Raw genomic sequence first — 26,214 nt, 5'->3', positions numbered from 1 at the left:
GCCCCCCCCCCCTGCCGCTTCCTGCCACTGGTCGAACAAGGCCGTACTCGGCGGGCGGATATGCTCCAGACTATGCGCTCCGCGCGGACCGTCTTCGGGCGAGAGAAACGGCCCCTCCAGATGGATGCCGCCAATCGTCGCAGCGGCGGCAGCATCCTCTTCGCAGGCCCGGGCAATCGCCCGCATTGCGCCGTGAATCGTATACGGAGCACCGGTGATCACAGTCGGATAGCAGGTGGTTATACCTTCGGTCCACAAGGCGCGGACTGCTTCCTTGACAGCCTCCGCGGTCAGCACCGGATGATTGAAGTCATGTCCCCCATAGCCGTTGATCTGCAGGTCGACCAGGCCGGGCGCAGCTACCGGCAGCTCCAGCAGTTCGTCCGGCGGCAGCAGCAGCGGTCCATCCAACGGTTCAATGGAAGCAATAATGCTGCCCTCCAGATGGATACGGACCGGCTCGCCCGTACGGTAATGCAGCGCATCCACAATCATCGCACAACCGCTCCGAAGGAATCCGTGTCCACAAACAGCCGACAATCCCCGTGGCTGCGCAGGATTGTGGACGGGCAGGCCGTGGAGACGGATTCATGCAGCGTACGGGTAACTGCACCGCGCTTAGTCGGGCCCGGGACCATGCAGAACAGCCACTTGGCGGAGAGCAGCACCGGGATCGTCAAGGTCAAGGCTTGCTGCGGAACCTCCTCCAGACTGGCGAAGCATCCGTCATTCACCTGCTGGGTGCGGCAGGCGGCATCGAGGGTCACCGCTTTGACCAGCCGGGGATCATGGAAATCCGCAACCGGAGGGTCATTGAAGGCCAGATGGCCATTCTCGCCAATGCCAAGGCAGACAATATCGATGGGTGCTTCCGCCAGCAGCCTGCCATAACGCTCACATTCAGCCTCAAGCTCTGCGGCAGGATTGATATAATGAACTCTGCCCGGCTTCACCTTGTCGAACAGCGCTTCCCGGAGGAAGCTGCCGAAGCTCTGCGGCGAGCCTTCCGGGAGTCCTAGATATTCGTCCATATGAAAGGCCGTAATCCGGCTCCAGTCCAGATCCTGGGCTGCGGCAAGCTCGGCAAGGAATTCATTCTGGGAAGGTGCGGCGGCGAAGATAATTCTGACCGTAGTCTTGGAAGCCAGCAGCGCGCGGATTGCAGCCGCAGCTTCACGTCCGGCCGCCTCTCCGAGCATCCGCCGGTTCTCAAATACACGCACCAGCATGGAACCTGCCATTTCGGTATGGATTGGTGTCACTTTCAGCATGAGTAGTGCCTCCCTGTCCCTTGTGGTTGTCCGTTCCTTGTCCCTTCCTCACCCCGGAATTCACCCGGAGTGAAGCCTGTATGCAGCTTGAACAGCTTGGTGAAATAGCTTTTGTTCTCGTAGCCCAACTGCTCGGCGACCTGCTCCACACTTTGCGGAGACTGGTCCAGCAGCTCTTTGGCATGCTCCATCTTGGTATGGGTAACATAGTGAATGAAGCTCATCCCGGTTTCTTTTTTGAACAGGCGGCTGAAATAGCTCGAATTCAAGTGAGTGTATTCGGCTACCTCCTCCAGCGTAATTTTACGGTTCAGATGCCGGTCCACATACTGCTTCACCTTCTTGATCTCATCCCGCCGTGTCTCCTGGTACATTTCCCGGATTACCGGCAGGCGTTCATAGAAGAATTGCAGGGACCACTCTTCCAGGCTGTCAATATGCTCAATGGCAGTGATAGTGTCATGCAGCATCTCCAGGGAGAAGGTCGACTGGAACTGTTGACGGGCCATGAGCCGCATCTGGTTATCATAGAGCAGCTTGAGCACCCATTCCTTGACCTGGCGCGGAGCAAAGCGCTTCACCCGGATATAATCCATCCATTTGGACAGCAGCTCCTCCAGCCGCCCGGCCGATTCCTCCAGGAACGCTTCCCGGATCTCCCGGGAGGCTTCGGTGTAATGCAGAAACAGATCCTCACCGGTGAACGGCTGGAGCTCCTTCAGCCCGGTCAGCTCGCCCGGCTTCAGATAGAAGGCATTCTCCCGCCCCTGTGTAAGCAGCGTTATAATCCCTTCACGGAAATGCACGCTGCCGGGCGGAATACACAGATATTGAAAGGATGCCCCTACCCCCGGCATGCTCTGAACCGCAGAACGCAGCTTGCCGAGCATGGAGATATGGCCGGCACTTGCGCCATTACCCATACCTCCGGTGAAGACCAGCACGCAGTCCCGCCCGCTGTAGGGCAGACATACGGCGGCCGTTCCATCCTGAAGCACCGCTTCGGCGGCGGATTCCACCAGTGCCATTAGCGCAAGATCATCCCGGACCGGCTCCCCGGTACTGCCGCTGACCCGGCATAGGACGGCTACATTCGCCGTCAAATCGGGTACAATCCCCAGCTCGGCGGCATCCGGAAGCCATTCAGTGTCCGGCAGCTCCCGGGAGGCAATCCGCCGGAGCACACTCTGCTTCAGCAGCACCTTTTGATTCTCCGCCATGCTTTTCCATTTCAGCGTCTGGACTTTGTCCGCATCCCTGCGCCGCAGCTCATCGCCAATCTCCTGCAGCAGACCGGTAATCAGCTCGCGGCTGATCATCTCCTTGAGAATGTAATCGCTCACCATCAGCTTCACCGCCTGCTGCGCATACGTGAAATCATCCATACATGACAGCACCACAACGCGTAAATCTTCGTTCATCAGCTTCAGCTCGCGGATCAGCTCAATGCCGTCCATATAAGGCATGCCAATATCCGTTATCACAATATCCGGCATACCGGCCTGCGCTTTCTCCAGGGCAACCAGACCATTTTTGCAGGCCGAATGAAGGGTCAGTCCAAGCTCGTTCCAGGGAATTACTGCCGAGAGAAAGTCCAGTACCGGATAATCATCATCCACCAGCATCACGCTATACATCGTTCTCACTCTCCCTTTCCTAACCTTGATCCGGAATTTCTTCAGGAAGCACAAACAGGAAGGTTGTCCCTTGTCCGGGGATACTGTCAATGGTAACCTGGAAGGCTGAACCGTATGTCAGATACAGACGCTCGTATACGTTCGACATTCCAATATGAGCCAGTCTGCTGGACGGCATGGCTTCCAGCTCCGGCGGCTCGGAGCCAACCTCTGCCCGGAGCCGGTTCAGGGTCACCTCATCCATGCCCCGGCCGTTATCTTCAATCGCGATGAGCAGCCGGCTGTCCTGGGTCCAGGTGCGGATCAGAATGCGTCCGCTCTCCTGGCGCAGGCCGTGAATATAAGCATTCTCGATAACCGGCTGCAGCAGGAAGCGCGGGATTTTTACCCCAAGGCTCTCCGAGGTGCAGTCTGTATCCAGCGTAACTTCATCGGCCTGGCGGAAATTCAGCAGCTCCACATAACTCCTGACAATATGCAGCTCATCATGCAGAGAAGTATACTCATCGCGCTGTTGAATGGTCATCCGCAGCAGCCGGGACAGCGAGAACAGCAGCTCCGCATTCTCCTCATCCCCCCGCATCATAATGCGCAGGCGGATGGAATTAAGAATATTGAACAGGAAATGCGGATTGATCTGCGATTGCAGCATCGCCAGCTCGGCCTTGCGTTTCTGCGCCTGCTCCACCTTAATCTGTTCAATCATTTTCTCCACCCGGTCCAGCATATGGTCAAAAGACTTGCCAAGCCGCCCAATCTCGTCATACCCGCGCACGCCGGAACGGATGCCAAGCTCACCCTGCTCCACTCTGGCCGCTACGCTGTCCAGCCTGATTACCGGCTTCGTGAACTGACGGACCAGCAGGACCAGGATCAGCAGGAAGAACGCTCCCGATACGATCTGCACGGCTGTACTCCAGCGGTGGGTTGCACTGATCTGGCTGACCGCCTCGCGGTAAGGCGATAGGCTGACGATCCGGTAATTCCCATAGGGAATATCCAGGCTGCTAAGCAGATATTGTTCATTCCGGTAGTCCATGAAACGTGAATCAGCTGTACCACTCAGTTCATCCGCAAGCGCAAACGGCTGACCCAGGCGCGTCTTGTCCCGGGAGGCCAGTACCGTTCCGTCAGGTGCAATCAGCAGTGTCTCCTGGCCTTTACGGTTATCATTGAAGATCTGGCTGATCCGGCTCTCGGCGATACTGATAATGACCGTCGCATAAGTGGAATTGGAGGACAGCTTCAGATTGCGGGCAATCGTCAGCACCTGCGGGCTGGTCTGGGCAACGGTAGGAATATAGTTATCGAGCACACCTGCCCAGTAGAGATCGAAGACAGGCTGCTGACGGGCTTTTTCCATCCAGGGCTGGAGCAGCAGGGCGCCGACATCCAGCTTGGCGTAAGGATAATTCGAATAATATTGGCCGTCTGAGGTAAGCACGGTGACGAACGTTTTCTCCATCATGGAGGTCACGCTTTCGAGCTTTTCGGTAACCTCTTTGAATTCCAGTACATTCTTGGCTGTATCCGGCTGATGCAGCTTACTGCGCTGCCAATTTTCTTTAAGAATAAGCGTAATCCCGGGATCGAACTGAATGTAATTCGACACCAGCACCATATTGCTGAGAAGGTTCGAGATATACATGCTCTCCTGTTCCAGCGAACGGCGTTCATTCTGAATCACCTGGGAGCGGAGGATGTGCTCGGTATAGGAATTGGAAATATACAGGGTAATGGAGGCGGGAAGCAGCAGACAGAGCAAGGAAGCGACGAGCAGCTTGTTGCGAAAACCGAGTTTCCATCCTTTTGGCAGCAATGGCAATCCCCCCTTCACAATCAGACGATCGTTTTCTTTGCTTCTATCATATCAGCTTTCCGCCTCCAGTAATTCATTTCCCAGTAATATCTCGACAAAATGTGACGGTTCGCCTTATTTACTTATTGGCATCCACGATCTTTTGCAGTTCAGCTTGCGCTTTGCTGACCGTAGTCTCCAGATCCTGCTGTTTCAGGATGTACAGCTCGGTTTCTTTGGTAAAAGCAGTTTCCAGCTCGCCCTGATAGGTCGGCGGTACACTCAGCGGAGCCGGCTTGGCATTCTTGATCACGTAGGCCAGTGAGGTTTCGTCGATTTTGTCCGGACTCATGGCTGACGCCTTCACTCCGGCAATGTATTGATCCACGTCCTGCTTCTTCCAGGCGGAATATACATTCTGCATCTGCTCGCCTTCTGTAGAATACCAGCGGATGAAATCATAGGCTTCCTGCTGATGCTGCGATTTCTCCAGAATGCCCACATAGTTGCCGTTGGCAATACTGACTCCGGAAGGCTGTCCGGCGGTGTTGGAAGGCATCGGTGCAAAGGCAGTGGTGAATGTAGCCGGGAATTCCTCCGATCCGCCCGCTTCTCCAATCATCCAGTTGCCAGTCACAATCATCGCGGCATGTCCGGTGAAGAATTCAGAACGGTAAGCCAGCTTCTGGGAGATGGTATCTGCATAAGGTACAGCCACTCCGGATTCCTCTGCCTTGCTGCGCAGCTCCAGAGACTTACGGATACCCGCGCTGTCAATATTTACGATGCCGTTATTGACCAGGTTGTTGTCCTTCTCCTGGTTGATGATGGCCAGCTCCCAGTACATCGCCCAGGTATGGAAATAAGTGCCGAAGGTCTTGGACGGCCCGGTACCGCTGGTCAGCTTGGCGGAATAGTCAAGATAGTCATCCCAGCTCCATTCCGTAGGCACAGCCAGTCCAGCCGCATCCAGCTTGTCCTTGTTCAGCAGGACGAAATAATTCTCCAGGGTATCGGGAAGTGCATACACCTGTCCGTCTACGGATGGATCAATCGTATATTCATCCGCCAGCGTGATGCCTTCCTTGCTGATCAGGTCATTCAGCGATGCCAGCAGTCCGAGTCCCGCACGCTGTGAGTAGTCGGTTGCACCCGGCATGAACACAACGTCCAGGTTCTCGCCGGAAGCAACGAGGAGATCCAGCTTCTTCATCCCGGCCACGGAATCGCCGTTGTCAGCCAGCTCCACGTATTCCAGTGTAATTCCCGGATGGGAATCCTCGTACGCCTGCAGAATAGGTTCCATATCCGCCGCAGGTGACCAGTTGGCGACTTTGATCGTGACAGGTTCTGCAGAAGGTGCAGCACTCTCCGCCGCATCCGGTGCAGCAGTGCTGCTATTAGTGGGAGATGCATTATTAGTGTTGTTCGAATTGCCGCAGCCCGCCAGGGCTACAAGGAGCACGGTGATCCATACCAACGCGAATACATTCTTTTTCATTAATAACACCCCTTCTAATGTGAGTTCTCCCTGCCTATGAAGCTTGTCCGGCAGCTGTTCCTTATCGATGTGTATGCTGAACTTTAAATATTCCTATAGGTTAATCGTAACTGCGGTGAATATTTGGACTTCCAGCCGCTGTTGTCCCCAGATTTCTTGATTTAAACCGCTCTTCGCGGTAGAAATCCGGTGACTGCTGGCTGAACTTTAAATATTCCTATAGGTTAATCGTAACTGCGGTGAATATTTGGACTTCCAGCCGCTGTTGTCCCCAGATTTCTTGATTTAAACCGCTCTTCGCGGTAGAAATCCGGTGACTGCTGATGCTTCCGAAGTGAGCTTTCCTATGGAAAGCTTTCAGGCGTACGCATTCGCTCCTCCAGTTCCAAAATCCCCCTCCGTCACTTATCCTTTTAGTCAGTTTTCAAGTTCAGCTCACTGACAGTCACGTCCGCTCCACCCACCTCCGGTTATGCAACTTCCGGGAACTTGCCAGCCTTCACCCCTTCACCCCCCCCAAGGAAATGCCCTCGATGACCTGCTTCTGGCCGAGGATGAACACTACCAGCAGCGGTACAATTGCCGAGACGGAAGCCGCCATGATGAGGGAGTAGAATGCGCCGTTACGGTCAGCGAAGGCATTCATGCCAAGCTGAAGGGTATAGAGCGTCTTGCTGTTCAGGAAGACCAGCGGCGTCTGAAAATCATTCCAGGTCCAGATAAACCGCAGAATGGCATAAGTGGCAATCGCCGGCCGGACCAGCGGAAACAGAATGGAGAGGAAAATACGGATATGGCCCGCCCCGTCGATCTGCCCGGATTCGATGTATTCATTCGAGAGTGAGGCGAAAAACTGGCGGAGCAGGAAGGTTCCCAGTACACTGAACCCGCCCAGCAGAATCAGGCCCAGATGGGTGTCGTACAGCCCGATGGTGCGGAACATGATGAACAGCGGCACCAGCGTGGCTTCCGCAGGAATCATATAAGTGGCCAGCACCACCACAAATAGTGCGTTTCTGCCCGGGAAGCGGATTTTGGTGAAGCCGTAGGCGGCCATGCTGGAGACGGCTACGGACAGGAGTGTCGTGAGTGCTGTGACTTTGATGGAGTTCCAATAATACAGGGTAAAGTTCGCTTTGCCAAACCACACAGAGTGGTAGTTGAACGATGCCCTCCAGGTTTGCGGAATCCATTCGATCGGATATTTGAACACATCAGCCTCCGGCTTGAGCGAAGCGGACAGCATCCATATAAAAGGGAGCAGGAATACGATGCCCAGCAGCGCCATAAGTAGAGTGATAACCGCTTTTCCCCAGTCCAGATTCTTTAATTTCACAGGGGTCCCTCCCTTTCTAGTAATTGACCCAATAACGCTGTCCCAGCCACTGCAAGCCAGTGATGGCGAGTACGATAACGAACAGAACCATGACCATGGAAGAAGCATAACCCGTCTGAAGATCCACAAATGCGGTCTGATACATGTCATAAACCACAACCGAAGTAGAGTTGGCCGGACCGCCCTCCGTCAGCACCTTGACCAGCGCGAAGGATTTGAAATTGCCGATAATTCCGGTCACCAGCAGGAAAAAGGTCGTCGGCGTCAGCAGCGGAAAAGTAATGGAGCGGAACTGGGCGAACTTCGAGGCACCGTCGATTGTCGCCGCTTCATACAGATCGGCAGGAATATTCTTGATCCCGGCAATGTAGATAATCAGCGAGACCCCGAGGTCTATCCAGATCATCAGCAGCATGACCGATGGAAGCGCATACGAAGGATCGGCCAGCCATTTGGGCGGATTGTCCACTCCGAGTGCCGACAGGAAACCGTTAACCGGACCGTAGGAGGGATGGAACAGAACCTGCCATACTACTGCGACAGCGACGACACTGGAAATCTGGGGCATGAAATAGATGACCTTGAACGCTCCCGGCGCGTAGACATGATTGGTGATAATCACCCCCAGGATCAGCGCTATAGCCATTCCCACCGGTACCGCCAGCAGCATAATGAAATTATTGCCCAGCGACTTCAGAAACACTTCATCCTGAAACAGCTGGCGGAAGTTGTCCAGTCCGTTCCAGCGGATCTTGTCAAACCCGGTGACGAACGACCACTTGGTGAAGCTGAGTATGAAGGAGAAAATCATAGGGATCAGCGTAAATACAATTACTCCGAGCAGCATGGGCCCGGTGAACAGATAACCCATCCATATTTCTTTCCATTTCCGTTTGTTTCGGCGGATGACCGGATTCTCCCGGGACTGTGGCAAGGCAACTGACGTCTTCAAGGCTCTGTCCCCCCTCTTGCGTGATGTTATCTCTCATTATAGAAAAGCAAAGAATTTTACATAAGTCACGATCCTGACCCGTTCAGAAAAATTTTTACCTGCCGTTGTCCCAATCAGCGATTTGTACACATCATGGCATGCTGCTGGCCAAATCAGTCAAAAACGGTGCCGATTTGCGCAAAATAGTTGATTTACTCCGCCTGCCCGCTTTGTTATCTTCTAGGCATACACAAGCTTATGCTTACAAAACTTTTAGGAGGAATGTAAATGAACGCAAAGTCAGATATTATGTCCGCTTATATGGAAAGCATTGTGGAGCTGCTGAATGAGATACGGAGTGAGCCGAGGGAGAAGCTGGTGCAGGTAGCGGAGCTGCTTGCAGATCATATTGCAGAGGATAAGCTGGTCTATCTGTACGGTCCGGGCGGGCATTCCAACATGAATGCTACCGAGGTCTTCTTCCGCGCAGGCGGCCTGATGCATATCAGCGCTATATTAGATGAAGGCACGATGATCTCGAACGGCGCTCTGCGCTCGATGGCCGTTGAACGTACTCCCGGCTACGGAACACTTGTTATAGAAGATAACCGGCTGGGCGAAGGTGACATCCTCATCCTTGCCAATGCCTACGGCATTAACACCGCCTGTGTCGATGCTGCCCTGGAGGCGCGGCGCCGGGGGGTTACAACGATTGCCGTTACCTCTGTCGGCCATGCCGAAGCTACCCCCAAGAATCATATTGCCCGACATCCTTCGGGGCAGAACCTGTATGAGCTGTGCGACTATGTTCTGGACAGCAAGGTCAAGCCGGGCGATGCTGCACTGCATATTGAGGGAATTGAACCGAAGATGGGCTCGACCTCAACCTTCGCCAACGCTTTCCTGCTGAATTCACTGATGATGACCACGGCTGCCTGTCTCGGGGAAAAAGGGATTGAGGTGCCGGTCTGGCGCAGCGGCAACGCTCCGGGCGGGGATGAATGGAATAACCGCTTCATTGAGCGCTTCAAGGGCCGGGTCCGCTGGCTATGAACATTCCATTGATTCCGCAGCCTCAGGTGGTGCAGAGCCGGGGACCGGAACCGGTCAGCGGCATCCGCGGCTGGACGGTGCAGCTATGGATTCCCGGGAATGATGTCCGGTTATTGGCGGCAACGCAAGGAATATTCGCGGGGGTGACAGAGGTTCAGGAGCCTGGAGGCAGCGCTGTATACGCACTGGTCTCGGAGGGAACCCGCTTCAATCCCCGCATGGCCCGGCGGGTAGAAGGCAAGCATGACGGATACGTATTGATTACAGATACAGACCGGGTTGAACTATACGCGCTCAGCGCTTCCGGGCTTTTCTACGGGATTAAGACACTGGAACAGCTGCTGGATAGCGGCGGAGGCGCCATACCTGCACTGACGGTGGCCGACTGGGCGGATCTGCGGCTGCGCAGCGATTATCTGGATCTGCGCACCGTCTATCCGACCTATGAGCATATGCTGGAGTATATTGCGGAGCTGGCGCGCTATAAGATTAATACACTGATCATCGAATATGAGGACAAGCTGCCGTTCCGGAAGCTGAGCTTCCTCCGCCATCCCGGGCTGGCCTTCACCGAGGAAGAACACAGTCAGCTCCTGCAGACTGCACATGACCATTTCGTCACCGTGATTCCGAAGCAGCAGTCCTTCGGGCATCTGGAATATATTCTGAAGCATCCGGTCTACATCGGGCTGCGCGAGGTCCCCGAGACCGTGTCGGAGCTATGCCCTCACCGCGCAGGATCCTTCGAGATGATGGCCGGAATTCTGGAGGAAGTGGCTGCACTTCATCCGCACAGCGATTATCTCCATCTGGGCTGTGATGAGGTCTGGACGCTCGGCACCTGTGAAGACTGCCGGAATTCCGGGCTTACCCCGGAGGCCTCCTTCATCCGCTTTGTCAATCAGCTGGCTGAGAAGACAATCAGCCTCGGCAAAACACCGATGATCTGGCATGACATGATCATGCACGCCACCCTGGACGAGATCGCCGCACTCGACAAGCGTGTCGTAGTGGTGGTCTGGATCTACGGCGGGCACCGGATGAAGGCGGATGCCCGGCTCATTCTCCACAAGCTGCGCGACGCCGGCATTGAGACCATCGGCGCCTCCTCTGTCCGCTGCTGGGATGATAACGGCGACCAGAATTATCCGGTCATTCATAACCGGATCAAGAATGTGCTAGACTGGATTCAGCTGGCGCAATCGGAGCAGCTGGAAGGGATCATTCATACGAACTGGGGATGCCCGTTCTCGCTGGGCAGTCCCTACGGCCTGTTCGAGACCTCGCGTTATCCGGCGTTTTTTGCCGCAGAGCACAGCTGGAATGCCAAGGCGGATATTTCATCCTTCCTGGCCCGTTTTCTGCACCAGTTCCACGGGCTTGATACGAGCCAGCTGAGCGGAGAAGAATGGGCAGATTATGCGGTAACCGACTATTATTCCCTGATTCCGCAGCTGCTTCCGGCTGTGAGGAAGAACCGCCTCACTGCCGAGCTGATCGATGCGATGATTCAGTATGAGATTCCAGCGCAGCGCCGCTCTCCGCTGCATACGTTCCTCTTCCGCGGAGCAATGTCGCCAGGCAGTGAGGAAGTGATTACCTTCCTCCGGGATAAGTACAGAAGCGGATACGGCGATCTATTCAGAGCCAAGCAGCGGATGCAGAGCGTACTTGCAGAGCTGCTCCCTCCGCAGATGGCGGAGCTGTTCATCCGCTCCCGGTTCTACCGGCCGGAATTATTCGAAGCGGACCTGCACGGAATGATCACTGATCTTGAGATGATTGAACAGAAAGCGGGGGATAGCTGATGCCTGATATGCTTGTTAAGCTATATGATCTGCCGGACAATAGCGCGCTGCTGGAACGTCTGCGGGGAGAAGGAATTGCCATCAAACGGGCGATGACCGGGGATAAGCAGGCGATCGTGGATTTTGTCGGCCGCCATTTCACGAATAGCTGGCGGAATGAATGTGAGACGGCCTTCGCGCATCTGCCTGTCCACTGCTACATTGCCGTGAAGCAGGGCGAAGTGATCGGCTTCGCCTGTCACGATGTTGTTGTGAAGAACTTTTTCGGCCCGACCGGCGTGCTGGAGGATTACCGGGGCCTCGGCATCGGGAAGGCCTTGCTGCTGGAATGCCTGTCCGCGATGCACCGGAACGGCTACGGCTACGCCATCATCGGCTGGGTCGTGGACGCAGTGCCTTTCTATGAGAAGAGTGTCGGTGCGATTGCGGTCCCTGATTCTTTTCCCGGCGTATTCCGCGACTTGATCAGTATGGACTGAACACCCCTCTGATACAGCAAACAGCGGCAGCCAAGGACCTAAATGTCCCTGAACTGCCGCTGTTTCATTGTCATTGCAGATGACCTATTCCGCCGAGCTAGCAGAAATCGAAAATCGGAAATCCTTCATTTTCTGCCCAAATGCAGGTCGATCGTATCATATATAGTCATCACATCGCCGAACTTAATGATGGCCGTTCTGATTTCTTCCTCAAACGGCTCTTTAATAGCAGACGGCATACTTCTATGATCTGAATATGTATTAAGTAGGGCAATGTAATCCGCCGAGGAGAAGCTTCTGGTTAGGTGATACAGCTTGAGCTGAACATCCCTGAACCCGTAGGTATGCAGATTCTGTGAGATGGTATTGTATCTATCCGTATCATATTCGATCAATTTGGTATTCGAGGGTCTGTACTGCTGGTAAATACGTTGAATATGCTGATGTAATTCGTCATCCTCCCGCGCTGCAAAAGGCCGGTTCCAGAATAAGGCCAGTGTGCCGCCGGTTTTTAACAATTTGAATGCCTTCGGGTAACCAACGTCTTCTGGAATCCAATGAAATGCAGTGGCTGAGTATATGAGCTCCACGCTGTTGTCCGGGCCTGTGAATGCTTCAAAAGTCGTATTGTGCACTCTGAAATTCTTATACTCGCGGAATTTTAATTGCGAGTACTCCGCAAGGTCCTGCCCCAGTTCTATGGCCGCTAATTCACAGCCCGTTTCCAGAAAAGGCCGGGTAGCCTGGCCCGTTCCAATCCCCATTTCAATAGCCTTCCCGCCCTGCCCGATCCGGGAATACGCTATAACGTCCCGGAATAATTCCGCACAATAAGCCGGTCTCCATTTATCGTAATTCGCCGCATCCTCATTGAATGTTAACCGTTTATCCATACATCCTCCTCCTTCAGTAAATAACCGGCACCATTCCCCCATCCATACGGATTGGAGAGCCTTTAAATGCTGCCGCATAGGGACTGCATACAAAAGCAGCCAGCCTGCCGATCTCCATAGGCTTGATGAAACGCTGTAATTCAGATTGCGGCAGACTTGCAGCCATGAATTTCTTCTCTTTTTCTGCAAACGTCAACTTTTCGTCAGGATACATCCCGTCAATGATTTGCTGCACATTCTCAGACAGTGTAGGTCCAGGCATAATTGTATTAACCGTAACCTCAGTTCCTGCTGTCAGTTTAGACAGACTCTTGGACAAGGACAGCAGCATGGATTTGGTCATTGCATATTGAGGCATTTGTCCTGAAGGCATGACGGCTTCTTCACTGGCGATGAAGAGGATACGGCCGTAGTCTTGTTTCAGCATTCCAGGTATATATAATTTCGTTAATCCGTTTGCAGCAAGCACATTCGTACGGAAATACTTCTCCCATATGTCATCGTCAACATCCTCATACTGCATCAATTCATAAATGCCCATATTGTTGATCAGAATATCAACGCTGGGGAATTTCGCGAATAAAGCTTGTCTTTGTGAAGCGTCCACTATATCAGCAGCGGCATTCTGAGGAGTGGTAGCCGGGAATTTCATCTTCAATTCACTGACGGTCCGCTCTGCCTCTTCGTAATTCCGTCCATTGACCAGTACGTTAACGCCTTCCTTGGCAAGCTCTATAGCAATGGCTTTCCCTATGCCTTTCGTAGATCCTGTAACTAATGCTGTTGTATTATTTAATCCCATATCCATAATCCACTTCTCCTTATTCATACATTCCTGTGTTCCGGATAGTGATTATTTTACCCCGCCGGGATTATTCAGTAACTAGCCCCTTGTGCCAAACTTCTTGTTTAACACGCCAAAAAATACTGCTCACGAAATGCAGGCATCCGGAAGATGCTCAGCACGCCACTTCGAAGGAGTGTCCCCCTCCCACAGACGGAAAGCACGGTAGAATGAGTTCTGGTCCTCGTAGCCAATCAGGTAAGCCACTTCTTTAATATCGAGCGAAGGGTCTGCCAGGTACTCCAGGGCCTGCTCATGCCGGGCTTCTGTCAACAGCTGCTTGAAGGTCGTATTTTCATCAGTCAGCCGGCGCTGCAGGGTCCGGCCGCTCATCTTAAGCTGCTTCGCAGCGGCCTGAATGCCGGGGCATCCTCCTGCAAGGCTGTGTTTAATGACCATTTTGACCCTTCCGGTAATAGAGCGGTTGTCATGCAGTTCAACGAGTGACCGGTCCAGAGCGGGCGTCAGGATCTCCAGCAACTCTTCGTTATACGATACAAAGGGAAGATCCAGATCACTTCGATGCAGCGTCAGCCGGTTACATTGCCCGCCTGCCTGGATTGCACAGCCGAAGTAGGCTTCGAGGACCCGTTCATCGCCCATGGACTGCGTAAATTCGACGGACTGCGCCTTCAAGGGACGGCCTGTCCCCTTCCTCCCAAGCTCCAGAAGAAAGGCCAAAGTGATCCCCGCCAGCACCGGCGGACCGGATGCTTCGGTATTCAGCCATTCCAGTTCAACTGTACAGTGCCCGTTCTCCTCCGTGATCCGCAGGCTTTCGGGAGGACACAGCTGCTTATATCTGGCCATACGTTTCAGAGCATCGCGGTAGTCACGGGCGTGATACGTTGCTAAGACGGTCGGAGGGTACTGCGTGGTTTCAAAGGCGGCTGCAAGCTTGATGATCCCCTCTGCAGTGTCCCCGATGAGCTCGGAATACGCCTGCCAGATTGCGAAATATTGGGCAGTAGTGACTGAGGATTCCGTTGTTATCGATTCAGGCAGCTGTGCATGGCGGGCCACGTCGCGGGAGGCAATTCCTAAGTGATTTATGCCTGCCCAGAATCCCGGAGGCATTTTAATGCGGTCAGAGGGACGGGACTTCATATGTACGGACCTCCTTTTGCCAGTTGTAAATTCATAGCTGTGGTTGTATTAAAGCCATATAAGAATACTCTTATGCCCGTTGCAATGTCTACAGATGGAATGAAATTCATCCACATTTCTCATTTTGTTTTAACATGCAGGCGTTACAATGGATTCAGATCATAACTAAGCTGTGCTCACAAAACCTGTAGGAGGATTAATCATGCCTAATATCTGGATGCATCTCGAATACGGGCAACAGCTGGCCGGGGAATTCCGCAGCCGGTTCCCGTTCTTACATAATCTGCAGCAGCAGGAACAGTTGTATAATCTCGGCTGTCAGGGTCCCGATTTCCTGCTATATCATAGTTTTCTGCCCTGGAGCAAGGATGCGGGGGCCCTTCATCTCGGGGATCTGCTGCATACGCAGCACTGCGGGCCTGTGCTTATTGATTGCTGGGAAGCTGCGCGGACTCTAGAAGGGGCGGAGGCGGCCCAGGCCCGGCTCTACTTCCTTGGCTTCCTGACTCATCATCTGCTGGACCGGAACCTGCATCCGTACATTAACTGGAAGGCAGGCTACAAATTCCGCGATCACCAGCGGTTCGAGATCGATTTGGATACCTTGTTCATGAAGCGGCTGCGGGGCGTCAATACCTGGCAGAATGCTGCCTGGAGAAGAATTGACGCAGGTTCCCGGCTGCCTGAGCCGGTTCATCATATTCTTCACAACACTGCACTCCGGCACTATCCGGAAGCCATGGGCAAGCTGCCCTCCGAGATCTGGCAGAGCTCCTACCGGGATATGGTGCTGGCTCACAGATGTCTTTATGATCCGAAGGGCTGGAAGAAGGCCCTCGCCTGGGGCCGTACCCGCCGTCTGTTCTCCCGGAAGCTGACTGCCCATGAAGAGCAGCTGGATTATCTGAATGACCAACACTTCGAGTGGCGGCATTCCGCACTGTATTCCGAGATCCGGACGGAATCCGTCTGGGAGCTGTGGGAGCAGGCGCTGGAGGAAGGCCGGACCGTACTCACAGTGCTCGCCGATTGGCTGGAATGTACGGACGCCGCCGCGGCAAGGCACAAGCTCGACCAGTTCATCACAGTACTGGGCGACCGCTCTTATGATACGGGCAAGGAATGCAGCATGAACCTGCAGAACCAATATGCAGAGCCCATCTGGACCAGCCTGCCTGGCAGCTGATCGCAGTCAGCGTCTCATCCGGCTCTGCCGCCGCTTCAACCGGGCAATGAAACTGCCCAGGGGGGGCGGCGCTGGGAACGGGTGGGCGCTTGGCAGTAACTTTGCCGCTCCCGGCGGCGCTTCGCAGTAACTTCGCAGCTTCCGGCGGCACTTCGCAGTAACTTCGCGGCTCCCGGCCGCGCTTGGCAGTAACTTCGCCACTCCCGGCCGCGCTTCGCAGTAACTTCGCCGCTCCGGCGGCACTTGACGGTCACTTCATGACCCGTCAGCTGATGAAGCGGACTGGAAATCCTCTATTTAATCAAAACAAGCCGATTTCCCGCCCAATCGGACTCAGAATCGCTTATTTGTCCGACTCCCCCTCATTTCAGCCCCTTTACTTTGAAACAACATCATCCCGCCCGCTTCCGGCGCCTCCAAACTGAGTTATCGCAATGTCCAACTGTATAATCTCCCAAGCAGCCAAAAAACGCCCGGTTTCCCGGACGCTCCTCGTAATCCATCCTATATTCTTCCTATTGTCACGTACTGTTCCTATAATCACTGGTAATGTTCCTATTATCCCAATGTCGTTCCCATCATCCAGATGTCGTATCCATTCGCCCGGCTTATATCACAATTACAAAGGCTCCCTCGGAATAATCTCCGGCGGGGTCTGCGGAATGATTTCCGGCTGCTCCTGCGGAGGAACCTCCGGCGGAATCACAACCGGTCCCGGTTCAGGGATCATGTCCGGCTTCACTTCGGGTACAACTTTCGGTGGAACCTCTGGCGGCAGATCTTTATTCATATCCTCTTACCTCCTTCATTCCTGATACCTATGTATACCCGCTCCGCCCCTTCTTGAAAAAAAGCGGATTCGAAACTCCCCGATCTTCCTCTGTACCAGATGTTTAACCTGCGGTTGATCTCCTTGAAATATTCGCCTGCTAAGCTCAAGGCAACAAGAATACAGGGAGGGATTCCGATGCGTCTGGCTCTATTCACGGACACGTTTCTTCCGCAGACCAATGGTGTTGCCCGCACGCTTAGCCGGTTAACCGGCCATTTGCACCGCAGGGGGATTGAGCATCTGTTGTTTACTCCTAAGTCCGCACCGGAGAGCAGCTACCCAGATCCCGTCCGCCCCATCGCCAGCATCCCGTTTTTTCTGTATCCCGAGTGCAGGCTGGCCTTGCCGGGCATGTCCTCTATTCAAAGTGAACTAACGGCTTTCGCCCCTGATCTGATCCATCTGGCCACCCCGTTCAACATCGGCTTATCCGGCCTCCGCTATGCCCGCAAGCAGCAGCTCCCTCATGTTGCCTCCTACCACACCCACTTCGACCGTTACCTGGAATATTACAAAATGAGAAGAATTGTCCCGCTCTACTGGAAATATATGAAGTGGTTTCACCGTTCCTGCGATGCTGTGCTGGCCCCTTCCCAGGAGACCTTAGCCTCGCTGCGCGCAGAGGGCTTCATGAGACTGCTCCTGTGGTCCAGAGGCGTCGACTGCACTCTCTATTCTCCTGAGAAACGAAGTGTAGAGTTGCGGGAGCGATATGGTATGCGCGCGCCTCTGGTTATGCTCTATGTCGGACGGATTGCCCCGGAAAAAGATATCACCACCCTACTGCTCGCCATGCAGCTTCTGCCGGAATCCGTACGCTCCGGTGTGCAGCTGCTGATTGTCGGAGACGGGCCGCTCCTGCCTGAGCTCAAATCACAGGCACCGGACAACGTAACCTTTACCGGTGTGAAGCATGGTGAAGAGCTGGCGGAGCTGTACGCTTCAGCCGACCTGTTTGTCTTCCCTTCCTGCACGGAAACCTTCGGCAATGTCGTGCTTGAAGCCATGGCTTCGGGGCTGCCGGTCATCGCCGCAGATGCTGGCGGCACCAGGGATCTGGTCGTTCCCGGTGTCACCGGGAATCCGTTCGAACCCCGTAATCCGGCAGCGCTGGCACACGGAATTAGTACCCTAGCCGCCCAGCATGCACTGCGGGCATCTATGGGCCGGGAAGGGCGGCGCCTCGCGCTCGGACGTTCCTGGGAGCATATTTTCGACGGATTGATCAAGGATTACGAAGAGGTGATCGATAGCCGGAAGACTAAAGGAAGATCGGGTATTTTCACTGCCTAGTCCAGCTTCAGAAGCTAAGCGTCTCCTATCACCATCTGCAAAAATTCGGAAGAGCGTTCCTGTTACATTGGGGATGCTTTTTCCTGTTGTTCACTGTTTCTACCAATCACGCTCTTGACCGGTGGTATAATGGCGCATATTATACACTTATAACATTAAGGACCTAAATTATGGTATTGGATTGGTGGTGTTTCTTTGGAGCCTGCAGCCACGATTCGCAGTCATTTAGAGGCTTATCTCTCTGCACAGCATATGTCCATTAATCAATTCTCCATACAGACCGGCATTAATTCGGGAACGCTCAGCCGTTTGCTTAACGGCCAGCAGCCGATCGCCATGAGTCATTTGGAATTGATTACCCGGGGGATGGGAGTACCGGAGGACCATTTCTATAGTTTGTATGTGGACGAATGCTTCTATCATTCAGCACCAACCTGGCGGCGTCTGCGCCCGTTCATTCTGAGTTCAGCAGAGCTTGGGCGGCTTGACTGTATTGAACTTGTGGTTAGGAATCTGCTCGACAATTTAATCTATGCACCCATGCTGTTTGAAGTGGCCGAAGGCTTGTTTCAGGAGGGCCAATGGCAGGCAGCAGCGGTTCTGTACAAGAATGTGAGTGCAAGTGAGAAGTATCAGCATTCCGAACGGCTTGCTATATGCCAATACCGCTTATTCCGCATTTCCATTGGTGACAGCCAAGTCCTCAATCTGCAGGCGGCTCTTCTTTTTGAATGCTATATTGAGCGGTTAGAGGTAGCGGATCAGCTGGATGGGCTGAAACATCTGATGCATGTCTATTATTCACTGCACAAGTGGGACAAGGTAGATGAGCTGGCACTGGAGATGCTCCGTTTGGCTACGCTCAGCTACAATTTCCAGTATCCCTCCGGCCGCAAGGACAGAAGCGAGAAAGCTCCTGAGAAACCGTTATACTTCTACATTCTATATTCCTATCTTATGCGCTCCAGTGTGCAGGAAGAGTATGGGGACTATACAGCGGCTCTGGATCTTATTCCACAATATATGGATGCAGACTGGATACAGGAAGACAGTGATGAGGTCCGGGAGACGTTAGCTCAATTTAAGCTTTGGGGAACGGCAAACACCTACCTCTACCGTGTAATGGCCGGGCAATATGAGGGGCTGCAGGATTATGTAGACTATATCTCTAACCACGAGGGGCAGGTTTTTACAGCTGTCTATAATATCATTAAATCAGCAAACCGCTATGGATGGAATATAGATTACATTCTTGCCAGGTTTTCCAAGCATGTTCCTTATGAACCTTACAACTCCGGCTTCGGCAAATATAATCATCAGATTATTGCAGACCAGCATGCCAGATTCCTCACTGAACTAGCCATGTATAATCTACACAACAAACGGCACGATGGAATTAGCGTAATACTCAAAAGTTTGGAATCATCCGTTAGAATTAATAATGAAAGCCTAATCATTAAATGCGTGAATTTGTTTGAGCAGCACCGGCATGAGGCAAGCGAAGAAGAGCAAGCGCAGTATAAATTTCTAATTAGAGAGGTGCAGGATCCAAATGACCAAAAAGTTCATCATGTTTCTAACTTCGTTTAGTCTGCTACTTGTAATTATTTTACCGGTTGGAGGTATCGGATTCACAACAGATCTTAATAGCTCCCAATTAATTTCTACTATGGGTCATGGTGCGGGTGAGGGTTAAGTCTGTATATATTTAAATATTATTATTAAGAAAATAGTATAACGATAGTCCTAAGATGCTCCCGGACCCGGGAGTGTCTTTTTTGCGGAAATAGACTTAAATTTGAAGTATAGTGGAACTGCCAGCAACTAATCAACGGAAGGAGGGAAGGTAAAATACTGAGGAAATTGAAGATCCTGTGAGGAACTAATATTGATAGCTAAGGAGCTGAAGCTGCATGACCGGAGCTCGTTCTGACCCCCCCTCCTATCCGCGCGGACTTCCCGTTCGACTCGCATTACGCGGAAGTGAAAGGCCACCGTCTCCACTATATTGACGAGAGCAGCCGCAGGCAGTAGGTGAAGCTATATTTTACTGGGTTCAGAAGCTCGATGCCCTATAAAAGCTAGGCTCAGCACAATCCCATAGGGTTACCTGCATCGGGGTCCGGCTGGCCTTTCAGGATCGTCTCATACCGTGACAGCTTCATATTTACCGCTGTAAAAGCCCGGTCCAGCTCCTCCTGTCTGCGCTGAAGCTCGAGCTTGTGGGCTTCCAGAATTGCTTGCCTTTCGGGTATCGTGGAATCTCCTTCTGCGGCTAGGTTAACGATCTGCTTCAGTCCGGCCACTGGCACATTGTATTCGGTTTTTCGCATACATTCGGCTCACCAGCCCTATCACTGGCACATTGTATTCGGTTTTTCGCATACATTCGGCTCGTCTACCCTATCATTGGCACATTGTATTCGGTTTTTCGCATACATTCGGCTCATCTACCCTATCGTTGGCACATTGTATTCGGTTTTTCGCATACATTTGGCTCATCAGCCCTATCGTTGGCACATTGTACTCGGTTTTTAACATACATTCGGCTCATCGCTACCTATCGGTTCCGGCACATTGTATTCGGTTTTTCGCATACATTCGGCTCATCTACCCTATCGTTGGCACATTGTATTCGGTTTTTCGCATACATTCGGCTCGTCTCCACTCTCGTTCTCTTAAGCCCCTAATCAAGGCGTACGAATCAGCAGATTGTACCCGGGTCGGCGGCTCAAAACCGCTTCTAAAAAAAAGACCTTCCTCCACCCCGTAAGGGATGAAAAAAGATCTTTATAGCATTGTTGCTTATTTCATACCGCCAAGCTACACATATGAAGCCAGCGCCCCTCAAAATAAACAATCTGCGCAATCCGTATATGCAGTGAACGGTCCTCCAGATTGATCTGTATAACCTTAAAGTATCAGTAACTTCTATGAGGGGTGAGCCGGATCTATTCATTTTCACTATTTTCCATTCCACGACCGGTCATCCTGCCAGCTCGCTGGTATACCGCTCGGCGATTTCCTTGAATTTATGCTTGTTCTTCACGAATACCTTCACGATGTCAGGATCGAAATGTATTCCGGCATCGCCTACTATAATGCCGACCGCCTCCTCATGCGGCATTGCATCTTTATATACCCGCTTGCTCGTAAGCGCATCGTAGACATCGGCTACCGCCATCAGCCGGGCTGACAGGGGAATCTGTTCACCGGCAATCTGCTCGGGATATCCGGTCCCGTTCCATTTCTCATGATGGGAATAGACAATTTCCTTGGCGAAGCGCAGAAAAGTCTCCGGCTTGTCCATAAGCCGTTCTGCCCGCAGAATGGCTTCCCTGCCGAGTGTCGTGTGCGTCTTCATCACTTCGAATTCCTCGCGGGTCAGCGCCCCCGGCTTCAGGAGGATGTGGTCAGGAATGCCCACCTTGCCGATATCATGCAGCGGCGCAGAAGTCACAATCAGGTTAATATGCTCCGGACTCAGCACCTCCGCATATTTTCCCGTCCGGCTTAGCTGGGTGGCCAGCTCTTCAATGTAGAGCTTCGTCCGTTGAATGTGATTGCCGGTCTCCGAGTCACGCATTTCGGCAAGCGCGGCCATCGCCATAACCGAGACTTCCTGGATGAGCGAGATTTCCTTAATCCGCCGGGAGATTTCCGCCTCAAGGAACTCATTTTTGTCCGCAAGGAAATCCTTGGACTGCTTCAGGGTGAGATGGGTTTTGACACGGGACAGCAGAATCGGCGAACTAATCGGTTTCGTAATATAATCTACGGCCCCCAGATCAAATCCCAGATTCTCATCCTCCACCTCTTCCTTGGCCGTCAAAAAGATAACCGGAACCTCTCTCAGCTCTCCGTCTTCCTTAAGCCGGCGGCAGGTCTCATAGCCATCCATAACCGGCATCATAATATCCAGCAGGATCAGATCAGGAGGTGAGGCTTTGGCCACCTGCAATGCTTTTTCCCCGTTGGTGGCTACCTTTACTTTGTATTGCTCCTTCAGCAGCCCGCTGAGAAGTGAGATATTGTCCGGCGTGTCGTCAACTACCAGGATTACAGGTCTAGTGTCCAGCATTTATATCAACCTCTGTTCATAATTACTTTCTTGTATTACCGTTTCAATCATTTCTATCGCAGCCTCATATTCGAACCGGTTCAGACAGTCAGCCAGCTGAATCAGCTGCTCTCGCTGCATAAATCCTGCAAGCTGACTACGCACCGAAATGAAATAATCAACGGCTTCGCTGTCACTGTCCTTCAGCATTCCGAGCAGCTTTCCGGCCATAGGAGCCAGAGGCTGTGCAACCGATTCCGGATCAAGTTCAGCAATCAGGGCGGCAGAGGGCTCTGCAGACCCCCATTGCCCGCGAATCGCTGTACAGCTCTCCAGCACAGCCGCCTCCAGCCTAAGCACCAGCGCCTCAAGCTTCTCAGGCTGCTCATGATAATTCGGCAATCTGCCCAGCGAATCGGCAAGCTTCTGCACTTCTTTTACCCCCAGGTTCCCGGCAACTCCCTTCAGACTATGAGCCAGCATATACACGGCTTCCTCATCCCCCTGCTTAATGAAGCTGCGGAGCTTCCGGGCGGTATCGCGCTGGCTCTCTGAATATTTCAGCAATAGCTGTATATATAACGCCTCATTATTTCCGACACGTCTCAGGCCATTCTCTGTATCAATTCCTTCTATGCGGAATCCGGAAGTCCCTTGCGTCTCCTGCGGACGGCCGTGCTCACGTTCATCGTAATCCGGCTGATCCTCCCTGGAAGCATCCGATGTCCACCTGCTGATCTTGGCAAAGAGAATGTCCGGATCGACCGGCTTCGCCACATGGCCGTTCATGCCCGCCGTGAAGCTTCGTTCCCGCTCCTCCTGCATGGTCCTTGCGGTCATGGCAATGATCGGCAGCTCAGCTTCTGCGGCCCTGATCCTCCGCGCCGCTTCGAACCCGTCCATGACCGGCATCTGCAGATCCATCAGCACCAGCTGATAAGGCTGATCCGCGGACATCTCCTCAATCTTCTGCACGGCTTCCGCTCCGTTGCCGGCAATGTCGATGATCATTCCCTGGCTCAGCAGCAGTTCTTCCGCAATCTGCTGATTAATCTCGTTATCCTCCACCAGCAGTACTCGCACACCGGACAGGCCGTAATCCTTATCCTTCACACCAGTTGCTTTATCTCTCATTTCCCTTGCCCCTGAGTCTTGCACAGCAGGAATTCCGAACCAGGCCGTGAAGGCGAAGGTACTCCCTTGCCCTTCCTCACTCTCGACCCACAGGCTGCCGCCCATAATCTCCACCAGCTTCCGGCTGATGGCCAGACCCAGTCCTGTGCCCCCGAATCTTCTTGTAGTAGAGCTGTCCGCCTGCGTGAACGCCTGGAACAGCTTTCCTTCACTCTCCTTGCTCATGCCGATTCCTGTATCCTGCACACTGAATTTAAGCTTCGTCATGCTGTCGATCATGCTGATTCTTTCTACCAGAATAACCACTTCACCCTTCTCGGTGAATTTAACGGCGTTGCTCAGAAGGTTGGTAAGAATCTGTCCCAGCCGCAGCGGGTCGCCGCTGAGCTGGCGCGGAACATCCGGAGGAAGCTGAACGGACATCTGCAGCCCCTTGTCCAGTGCAGTCTGTCCTGAGATATCCACCACATTCCCGATCACATCCGGGAGCTCAAAATCAATATTCTCCAGCTCCAGCTTCCCCGACTCCACCTTGGAGAAATCGAGGATTTCGTTAATAATACCGAGCAGTGAGGTTCCGGCATTATGAATCTTGGAGATATAGTCACTTTGCTTAGGATCCAGCTCTGTCTTCAGCGCCAGGTAAGCCATCCCGATAATGGCATTCATCGGTGTCCGGATCTCATGGCTCATATTCGCCAGGAACTGCGATTTGGCAGCTGTCGCCTCTTCCGCCAGATTAAGCGCGGATTTCAGCTCCTCCTCCTTGCGCTTCACTTCTGTAATATCCTCGGACACACTAAGGAGATAGAGGGGCTTCCCCTCTGCATCCAGAATCGGCACCTTCGAAGCCAGCACATATTTCAGATTGCATCGCTCGGCATCATCGGTAACAATCTCAATTTCGCTGAAGAGCCTGCCCGTCTCCAGTACCTTCCGGTCACTGCCGTTCAGCTTGCCCGCCAGCTCTTCAGGGTACAAATCGTAATTATCCTTGCCCTCCATCTCCTCCGGAGTCAAACCGAGGAAGGACGCTCCCGCCTGATTTGCCTTGAATATCTTCAAGGATTGCGCATCCTTGACGTTAATCATGACCGGGATATGGTTAATAATCGCATCCAGGAAATTGCGGCTGTTGAGCAGCTCCTTCTCTTTATGCTTCAGATCACTGATATCTGTCAGAATCCCCAGGTAACCGCCCACTGTACCGTCAGATAACCGGTAAGCAGACAGGGAATAGAGAATATCATGCTCTTCCCCGGTGGCGAAGTTGCGCTGGATCTGCCGGGTCGCCGGCAGTCCGCTGGCCGTCACTTCTTCCTTCATCTCACTCAGAATTCCGAATCCCTCCTGCGAGAGATGCGGCAGCCGGCTCATTGGCGTTCCCGCAAAGACCCTGCGGGATACCTGGAACGCTTCCTCATAGGCCGTATTACAGCCGAGAAAGTTCCCTTCGGCATCCATATAGAATAGCGGATGCGGTAAAGTATCCACTAGCTGGGAGGTGAAATACAGCTGGTCCGACAGCTCTTTTTTGATCCGCTTATATTCCGAGACGTTCTCCTTAATGCCCACATAATGCGTGGTCTGGCCCCGCTCATTCTTAATAGAAGAGATAATCACGGCTTCCGTGTACTCTTCCCCGCTCTTCTTACGGTTAATGAATTCCCCTTGCCATTTGCCTTCGAGCGTCAGCGTCTCCCACATATTCCGGTACGTTTCAGCCTGGTTCTTGTCCGACCTCAGAATCGATGGTTTATTGCCGACGGCCTCCTCCTTGGAATAACCGGTAACTTCCGTGAAATAAGGATTTATGTATTCGATGAGACTATCCATATCGGTGATGACTATAGACAATGGGGATTGTTCAACCACATCCATGTACAGCCGCAGCTTCTCGCTGTACTCCCTTTCGGTGTCCAGCAATTTTCTCGTATAGGCGATCTGTTTGGCATACAGCCGGACGATGAAATAAGCCATGATAATGATGGTGAAATATAGAAACACATATACAGAGAACCCTTTGATTATAAAAATCAGTGCCGGATACGCCAGGAACAGCACTCCGCTCTTCAAGGTCCGGCCTTCCGTCACGGGCTGGGGTTCGGCAAGCCCTTGCTCCGCCTGTATCGGATACTGGCGAACCAGAATCCAGCTTGCGGCTATGCACACAATGGATAATTTATAGAGTCCGTCTATGAGGTAGCCGGACATAATCCCATTATTCAGCGCCTGGACCAGATCCACGGACGATACCAGGGCAATGGAGGCAATCAGCAGCTTGAAGCCCGTTGTACGGTATTCCCGCTTCATGTACACCCAGATCAGCATCAGTGAGGCCAGGGTCAGCAGGGGGGCCAGCAGATAGAAGAAGAGCATCAGGGTACGGTAATTCATATCCGCCAAACGGAATGACCCGTCCTGAAAAAAAACAAACCAGATACTGCCCACAATGCATTCCAGCGTTGTGATCTGATCCCACAGCACCTGTAATTTATTGATGCCCTGTCTGAAGATTCCATACATCTGCAGGACTGCAACAAGAATAATCGTTCTTGTGACCGAATAGAGCGTAAGTGCGGTAAGGGTGAAAGTTGACGTGTCGTTAGCTGAGAAATGGAAGCCGTATAAACCTGTCAGCAGCAGCGCATCACAGATCACCCACAGGAAGAACCCGTAACTGATCAGCCGGAAGGGCCTTCTCAGCAGCGCGGGAGGCGGGCCCGATATCCGGTAATACAGACAGGCCAGCATAGGCGCCATGACTGTGACGATTCCAAACATCAGATGATTATCCAGCAGCACCGCTGCCAAATAGGCAATAATGTAGACGGCCAATCCTCCTAACCATGTGTTGGCTTTATGTGTATCCATCTGACGTTACCACCCTTGCCTCAATCAATTTATCATTCTGCAAAAGCAAATCTGCGCTTATCTATTCTATACGCAGATGTCATCGTACCTCTACTCTTTTTTTCGACATTGTTCAGCAAAAAAATTAGCCCTTCCTGTACTCCAAAGGGGAGAACGGAAGGGCTAATGCAACTCATG

19 protein-coding genes and 1 pseudogene are annotated in these 26,214 nt (G+C 52.8%); 6 read left to right on the top strand and 14 right to left on the bottom strand.

Annotated features, from left to right (window positions below):
* The 7 genes and pseudogenes from QW71_RS24735 to QW71_RS24705 all read right to left on the bottom strand — a co-directional run.
* Positions 1 to 495 (bottom strand): annotated as a pseudogene (locus QW71_RS24735) (amidohydrolase family protein); the annotation flags it as partial.
* On the bottom strand, positions 492 to 1,271 hold the full coding sequence (locus QW71_RS24730) for a glucosamine-6-phosphate deaminase (RefSeq protein WP_083442712.1): 780 nt from the start codon (positions 1,269 to 1,271) through the stop codon (positions 492 to 494). The pseudogene QW71_RS24735 and the gene QW71_RS24730, both read right to left, overlap by 4 nt.
* Positions 1,265 to 2,908 carry a helix-turn-helix domain-containing protein gene (locus QW71_RS24725; protein WP_039305233.1) on the bottom strand — a complete coding sequence of 548 codons (1,644 nt, stop codon included), beginning with the start codon at positions 2,906 to 2,908 and terminating at the stop codon, positions 1,265 to 1,267. The genes QW71_RS24730 and QW71_RS24725 overlap by 7 nt, the downstream gene beginning before the upstream one ends.
* 19 nt (positions 2,909 to 2,927) lie before the next feature.
* On the bottom strand, positions 2,928 to 4,727 hold the full coding sequence (locus tag QW71_RS24720; RefSeq protein WP_052770173.1) for a sensor histidine kinase: 1,800 nt from the start codon (positions 4,725 to 4,727) through the stop codon (positions 2,928 to 2,930).
* Positions 4,728 to 4,845: 118 nt separating this feature from the next.
* On the bottom strand, positions 4,846 to 6,207 hold the full coding sequence (locus tag QW71_RS24715) for an ABC transporter substrate-binding protein (RefSeq protein ID WP_039305231.1): 1,362 nt from the start codon (positions 6,205 to 6,207) through the stop codon (positions 4,846 to 4,848).
* Positions 6,208 to 6,706: 499 nt separating this feature from the next.
* Positions 6,707 to 7,495 carry a carbohydrate ABC transporter permease gene (locus QW71_RS24710; RefSeq protein ID WP_047013965.1) on the bottom strand — a complete coding sequence of 263 codons (789 nt, stop codon included), beginning with the start codon at positions 7,493 to 7,495 and terminating at the stop codon, positions 6,707 to 6,709.
* 64 nt (positions 7,496 to 7,559) lie between these two features.
* Positions 7,560 to 8,414 carry a carbohydrate ABC transporter permease gene (locus tag QW71_RS24705; RefSeq protein WP_081970463.1) on the bottom strand — a complete coding sequence of 285 codons (855 nt, stop codon included), beginning with the start codon at positions 8,412 to 8,414 and terminating at the stop codon, positions 7,560 to 7,562.
* A 348-nt stretch (positions 8,415 to 8,762) separates the two neighbouring features.
* Between QW71_RS24705 and QW71_RS24700 the strand changes: the two genes are divergently transcribed.
* From QW71_RS24700 to QW71_RS24690, 3 genes are read left to right on the top strand one after another with little or no spacing between them, the layout of a single operon-like run.
* Positions 8,763 to 9,527 (top strand): sugar isomerase domain-containing protein, encoded by a 765-nt coding sequence (locus tag QW71_RS24700; protein ID WP_039305225.1) that lies wholly within the window; start codon positions 8,763 to 8,765, stop codon positions 9,525 to 9,527.
* On the top strand, positions 9,524 to 11,335 hold the full coding sequence (locus tag QW71_RS24695) for a family 20 glycosylhydrolase (RefSeq protein WP_052770171.1): 1,812 nt from the start codon (positions 9,524 to 9,526) through the stop codon (positions 11,333 to 11,335). Before QW71_RS24700 ends, QW71_RS24695 begins: the two co-directional genes overlap by 4 nt.
* Positions 11,335 to 11,814 (top strand): GNAT family N-acetyltransferase, encoded by a 480-nt coding sequence (locus QW71_RS24690; protein WP_039305222.1) that lies wholly within the window; start codon positions 11,335 to 11,337, stop codon positions 11,812 to 11,814. The genes QW71_RS24695 and QW71_RS24690 overlap by 1 nt, the downstream gene beginning before the upstream one ends.
* A gap of 125 nt (positions 11,815 to 11,939) precedes the next feature.
* Here the strand turns inward: QW71_RS24690 and QW71_RS24685 are convergent, their stop codons facing one another.
* From QW71_RS24685 to QW71_RS24675, 3 genes are all read right to left on the bottom strand, one after another.
* A complete protein-coding gene (locus tag QW71_RS24685; RefSeq protein WP_039305219.1) occupies positions 11,940 to 12,707 on the bottom strand; it encodes a class I SAM-dependent methyltransferase in 768 nt (255 codons plus the stop codon).
* 13 nt (positions 12,708 to 12,720) lie between these two features.
* Positions 12,721 to 13,515 carry an SDR family NAD(P)-dependent oxidoreductase gene (locus QW71_RS24680; protein WP_039305215.1) on the bottom strand — a complete coding sequence of 265 codons (795 nt, stop codon included), beginning with the start codon at positions 13,513 to 13,515 and terminating at the stop codon, positions 12,721 to 12,723.
* Positions 13,516 to 13,638: 123 nt separating this feature from the next.
* The gene (locus QW71_RS24675; RefSeq protein ID WP_039305212.1) at positions 13,639 to 14,658 is read right to left on the bottom strand and encodes an AraC family transcriptional regulator; all 1,020 of its coding nucleotides are present in this window, start codon (positions 14,656 to 14,658) and stop codon (positions 13,639 to 13,641) included.
* A 202-nt stretch (positions 14,659 to 14,860) separates the two neighbouring features.
* On the opposite strand from QW71_RS24675, the gene QW71_RS24670 reads away from it, so the two are divergent.
* Positions 14,861 to 15,844 carry a zinc dependent phospholipase C family protein gene (locus tag QW71_RS24670; protein WP_039305209.1) on the top strand — a complete coding sequence of 328 codons (984 nt, stop codon included), beginning with the start codon at positions 14,861 to 14,863 and terminating at the stop codon, positions 15,842 to 15,844.
* A 619-nt stretch (positions 15,845 to 16,463) separates the two neighbouring features.
* Here the strand turns inward: QW71_RS24670 and QW71_RS40605 are convergent.
* Entirely contained in the window at positions 16,464 to 16,634 is a 171-nt protein-coding gene (locus tag QW71_RS40605; RefSeq protein WP_160311840.1) for a hypothetical protein, read from the bottom strand.
* A 177-nt stretch (positions 16,635 to 16,811) separates the two neighbouring features.
* Here QW71_RS40605 and QW71_RS24660 point away from each other — a divergent pair, with 177 nt between their 5' ends.
* The gene (locus QW71_RS24660) at positions 16,812 to 17,969 is read left to right on the top strand and encodes a glycosyltransferase family 1 protein (RefSeq protein ID WP_039305206.1); all 1,158 of its coding nucleotides are present in this window, start codon (positions 16,812 to 16,814) and stop codon (positions 17,967 to 17,969) included.
* Between the two features lie 195 nt (positions 17,970 to 18,164).
* Positions 18,165 to 19,559, top strand: a complete 1,395-nt coding sequence (locus QW71_RS24655; RefSeq protein ID WP_235441538.1) for a helix-turn-helix transcriptional regulator — start codon at positions 18,165 to 18,167, stop codon at positions 19,557 to 19,559.
* Between the two features lie 497 nt (positions 19,560 to 20,056).
* Here QW71_RS24655 and QW71_RS37305 read toward each other — a convergent pair whose 3' ends face one another.
* The 3 genes from QW71_RS37305 to QW71_RS38205 all read right to left on the bottom strand — a co-directional run bounded on the left by QW71_RS37305 (position 20,057) and on the right by QW71_RS38205 (position 26,037).
* Complete coding sequence (locus tag QW71_RS37305) at positions 20,057 to 20,302, bottom strand: hypothetical protein (protein ID WP_052770168.1); 246 nt, start codon at positions 20,300 to 20,302, stop codon at positions 20,057 to 20,059.
* Positions 20,303 to 20,955: 653 nt separating this feature from the next.
* A complete protein-coding gene (locus QW71_RS24645; RefSeq protein ID WP_039305203.1) occupies positions 20,956 to 22,050 on the bottom strand; it encodes a two-component system response regulator in 1,095 nt (364 codons plus the stop codon).
* The gene (locus tag QW71_RS38205; RefSeq protein WP_083442711.1) at positions 22,051 to 26,037 is read right to left on the bottom strand and encodes a PAS domain S-box protein; all 3,987 of its coding nucleotides are present in this window, start codon (positions 26,035 to 26,037) and stop codon (positions 22,051 to 22,053) included.
* Positions 26,038 to 26,214: the final 177 nt, after the last annotated feature.

The organism is Paenibacillus sp. IHB B 3415, assembly GCF_000802655.2.
Classification (GTDB): Bacteria; Bacillota; Bacilli; order Paenibacillales; family Paenibacillaceae; genus Paenibacillus_AQ; species Paenibacillus_AQ phytohabitans.
Note: the sequence above shows the minus strand (reverse complement) of the source record. Positions and strands in the feature narration are given on the sequence as shown.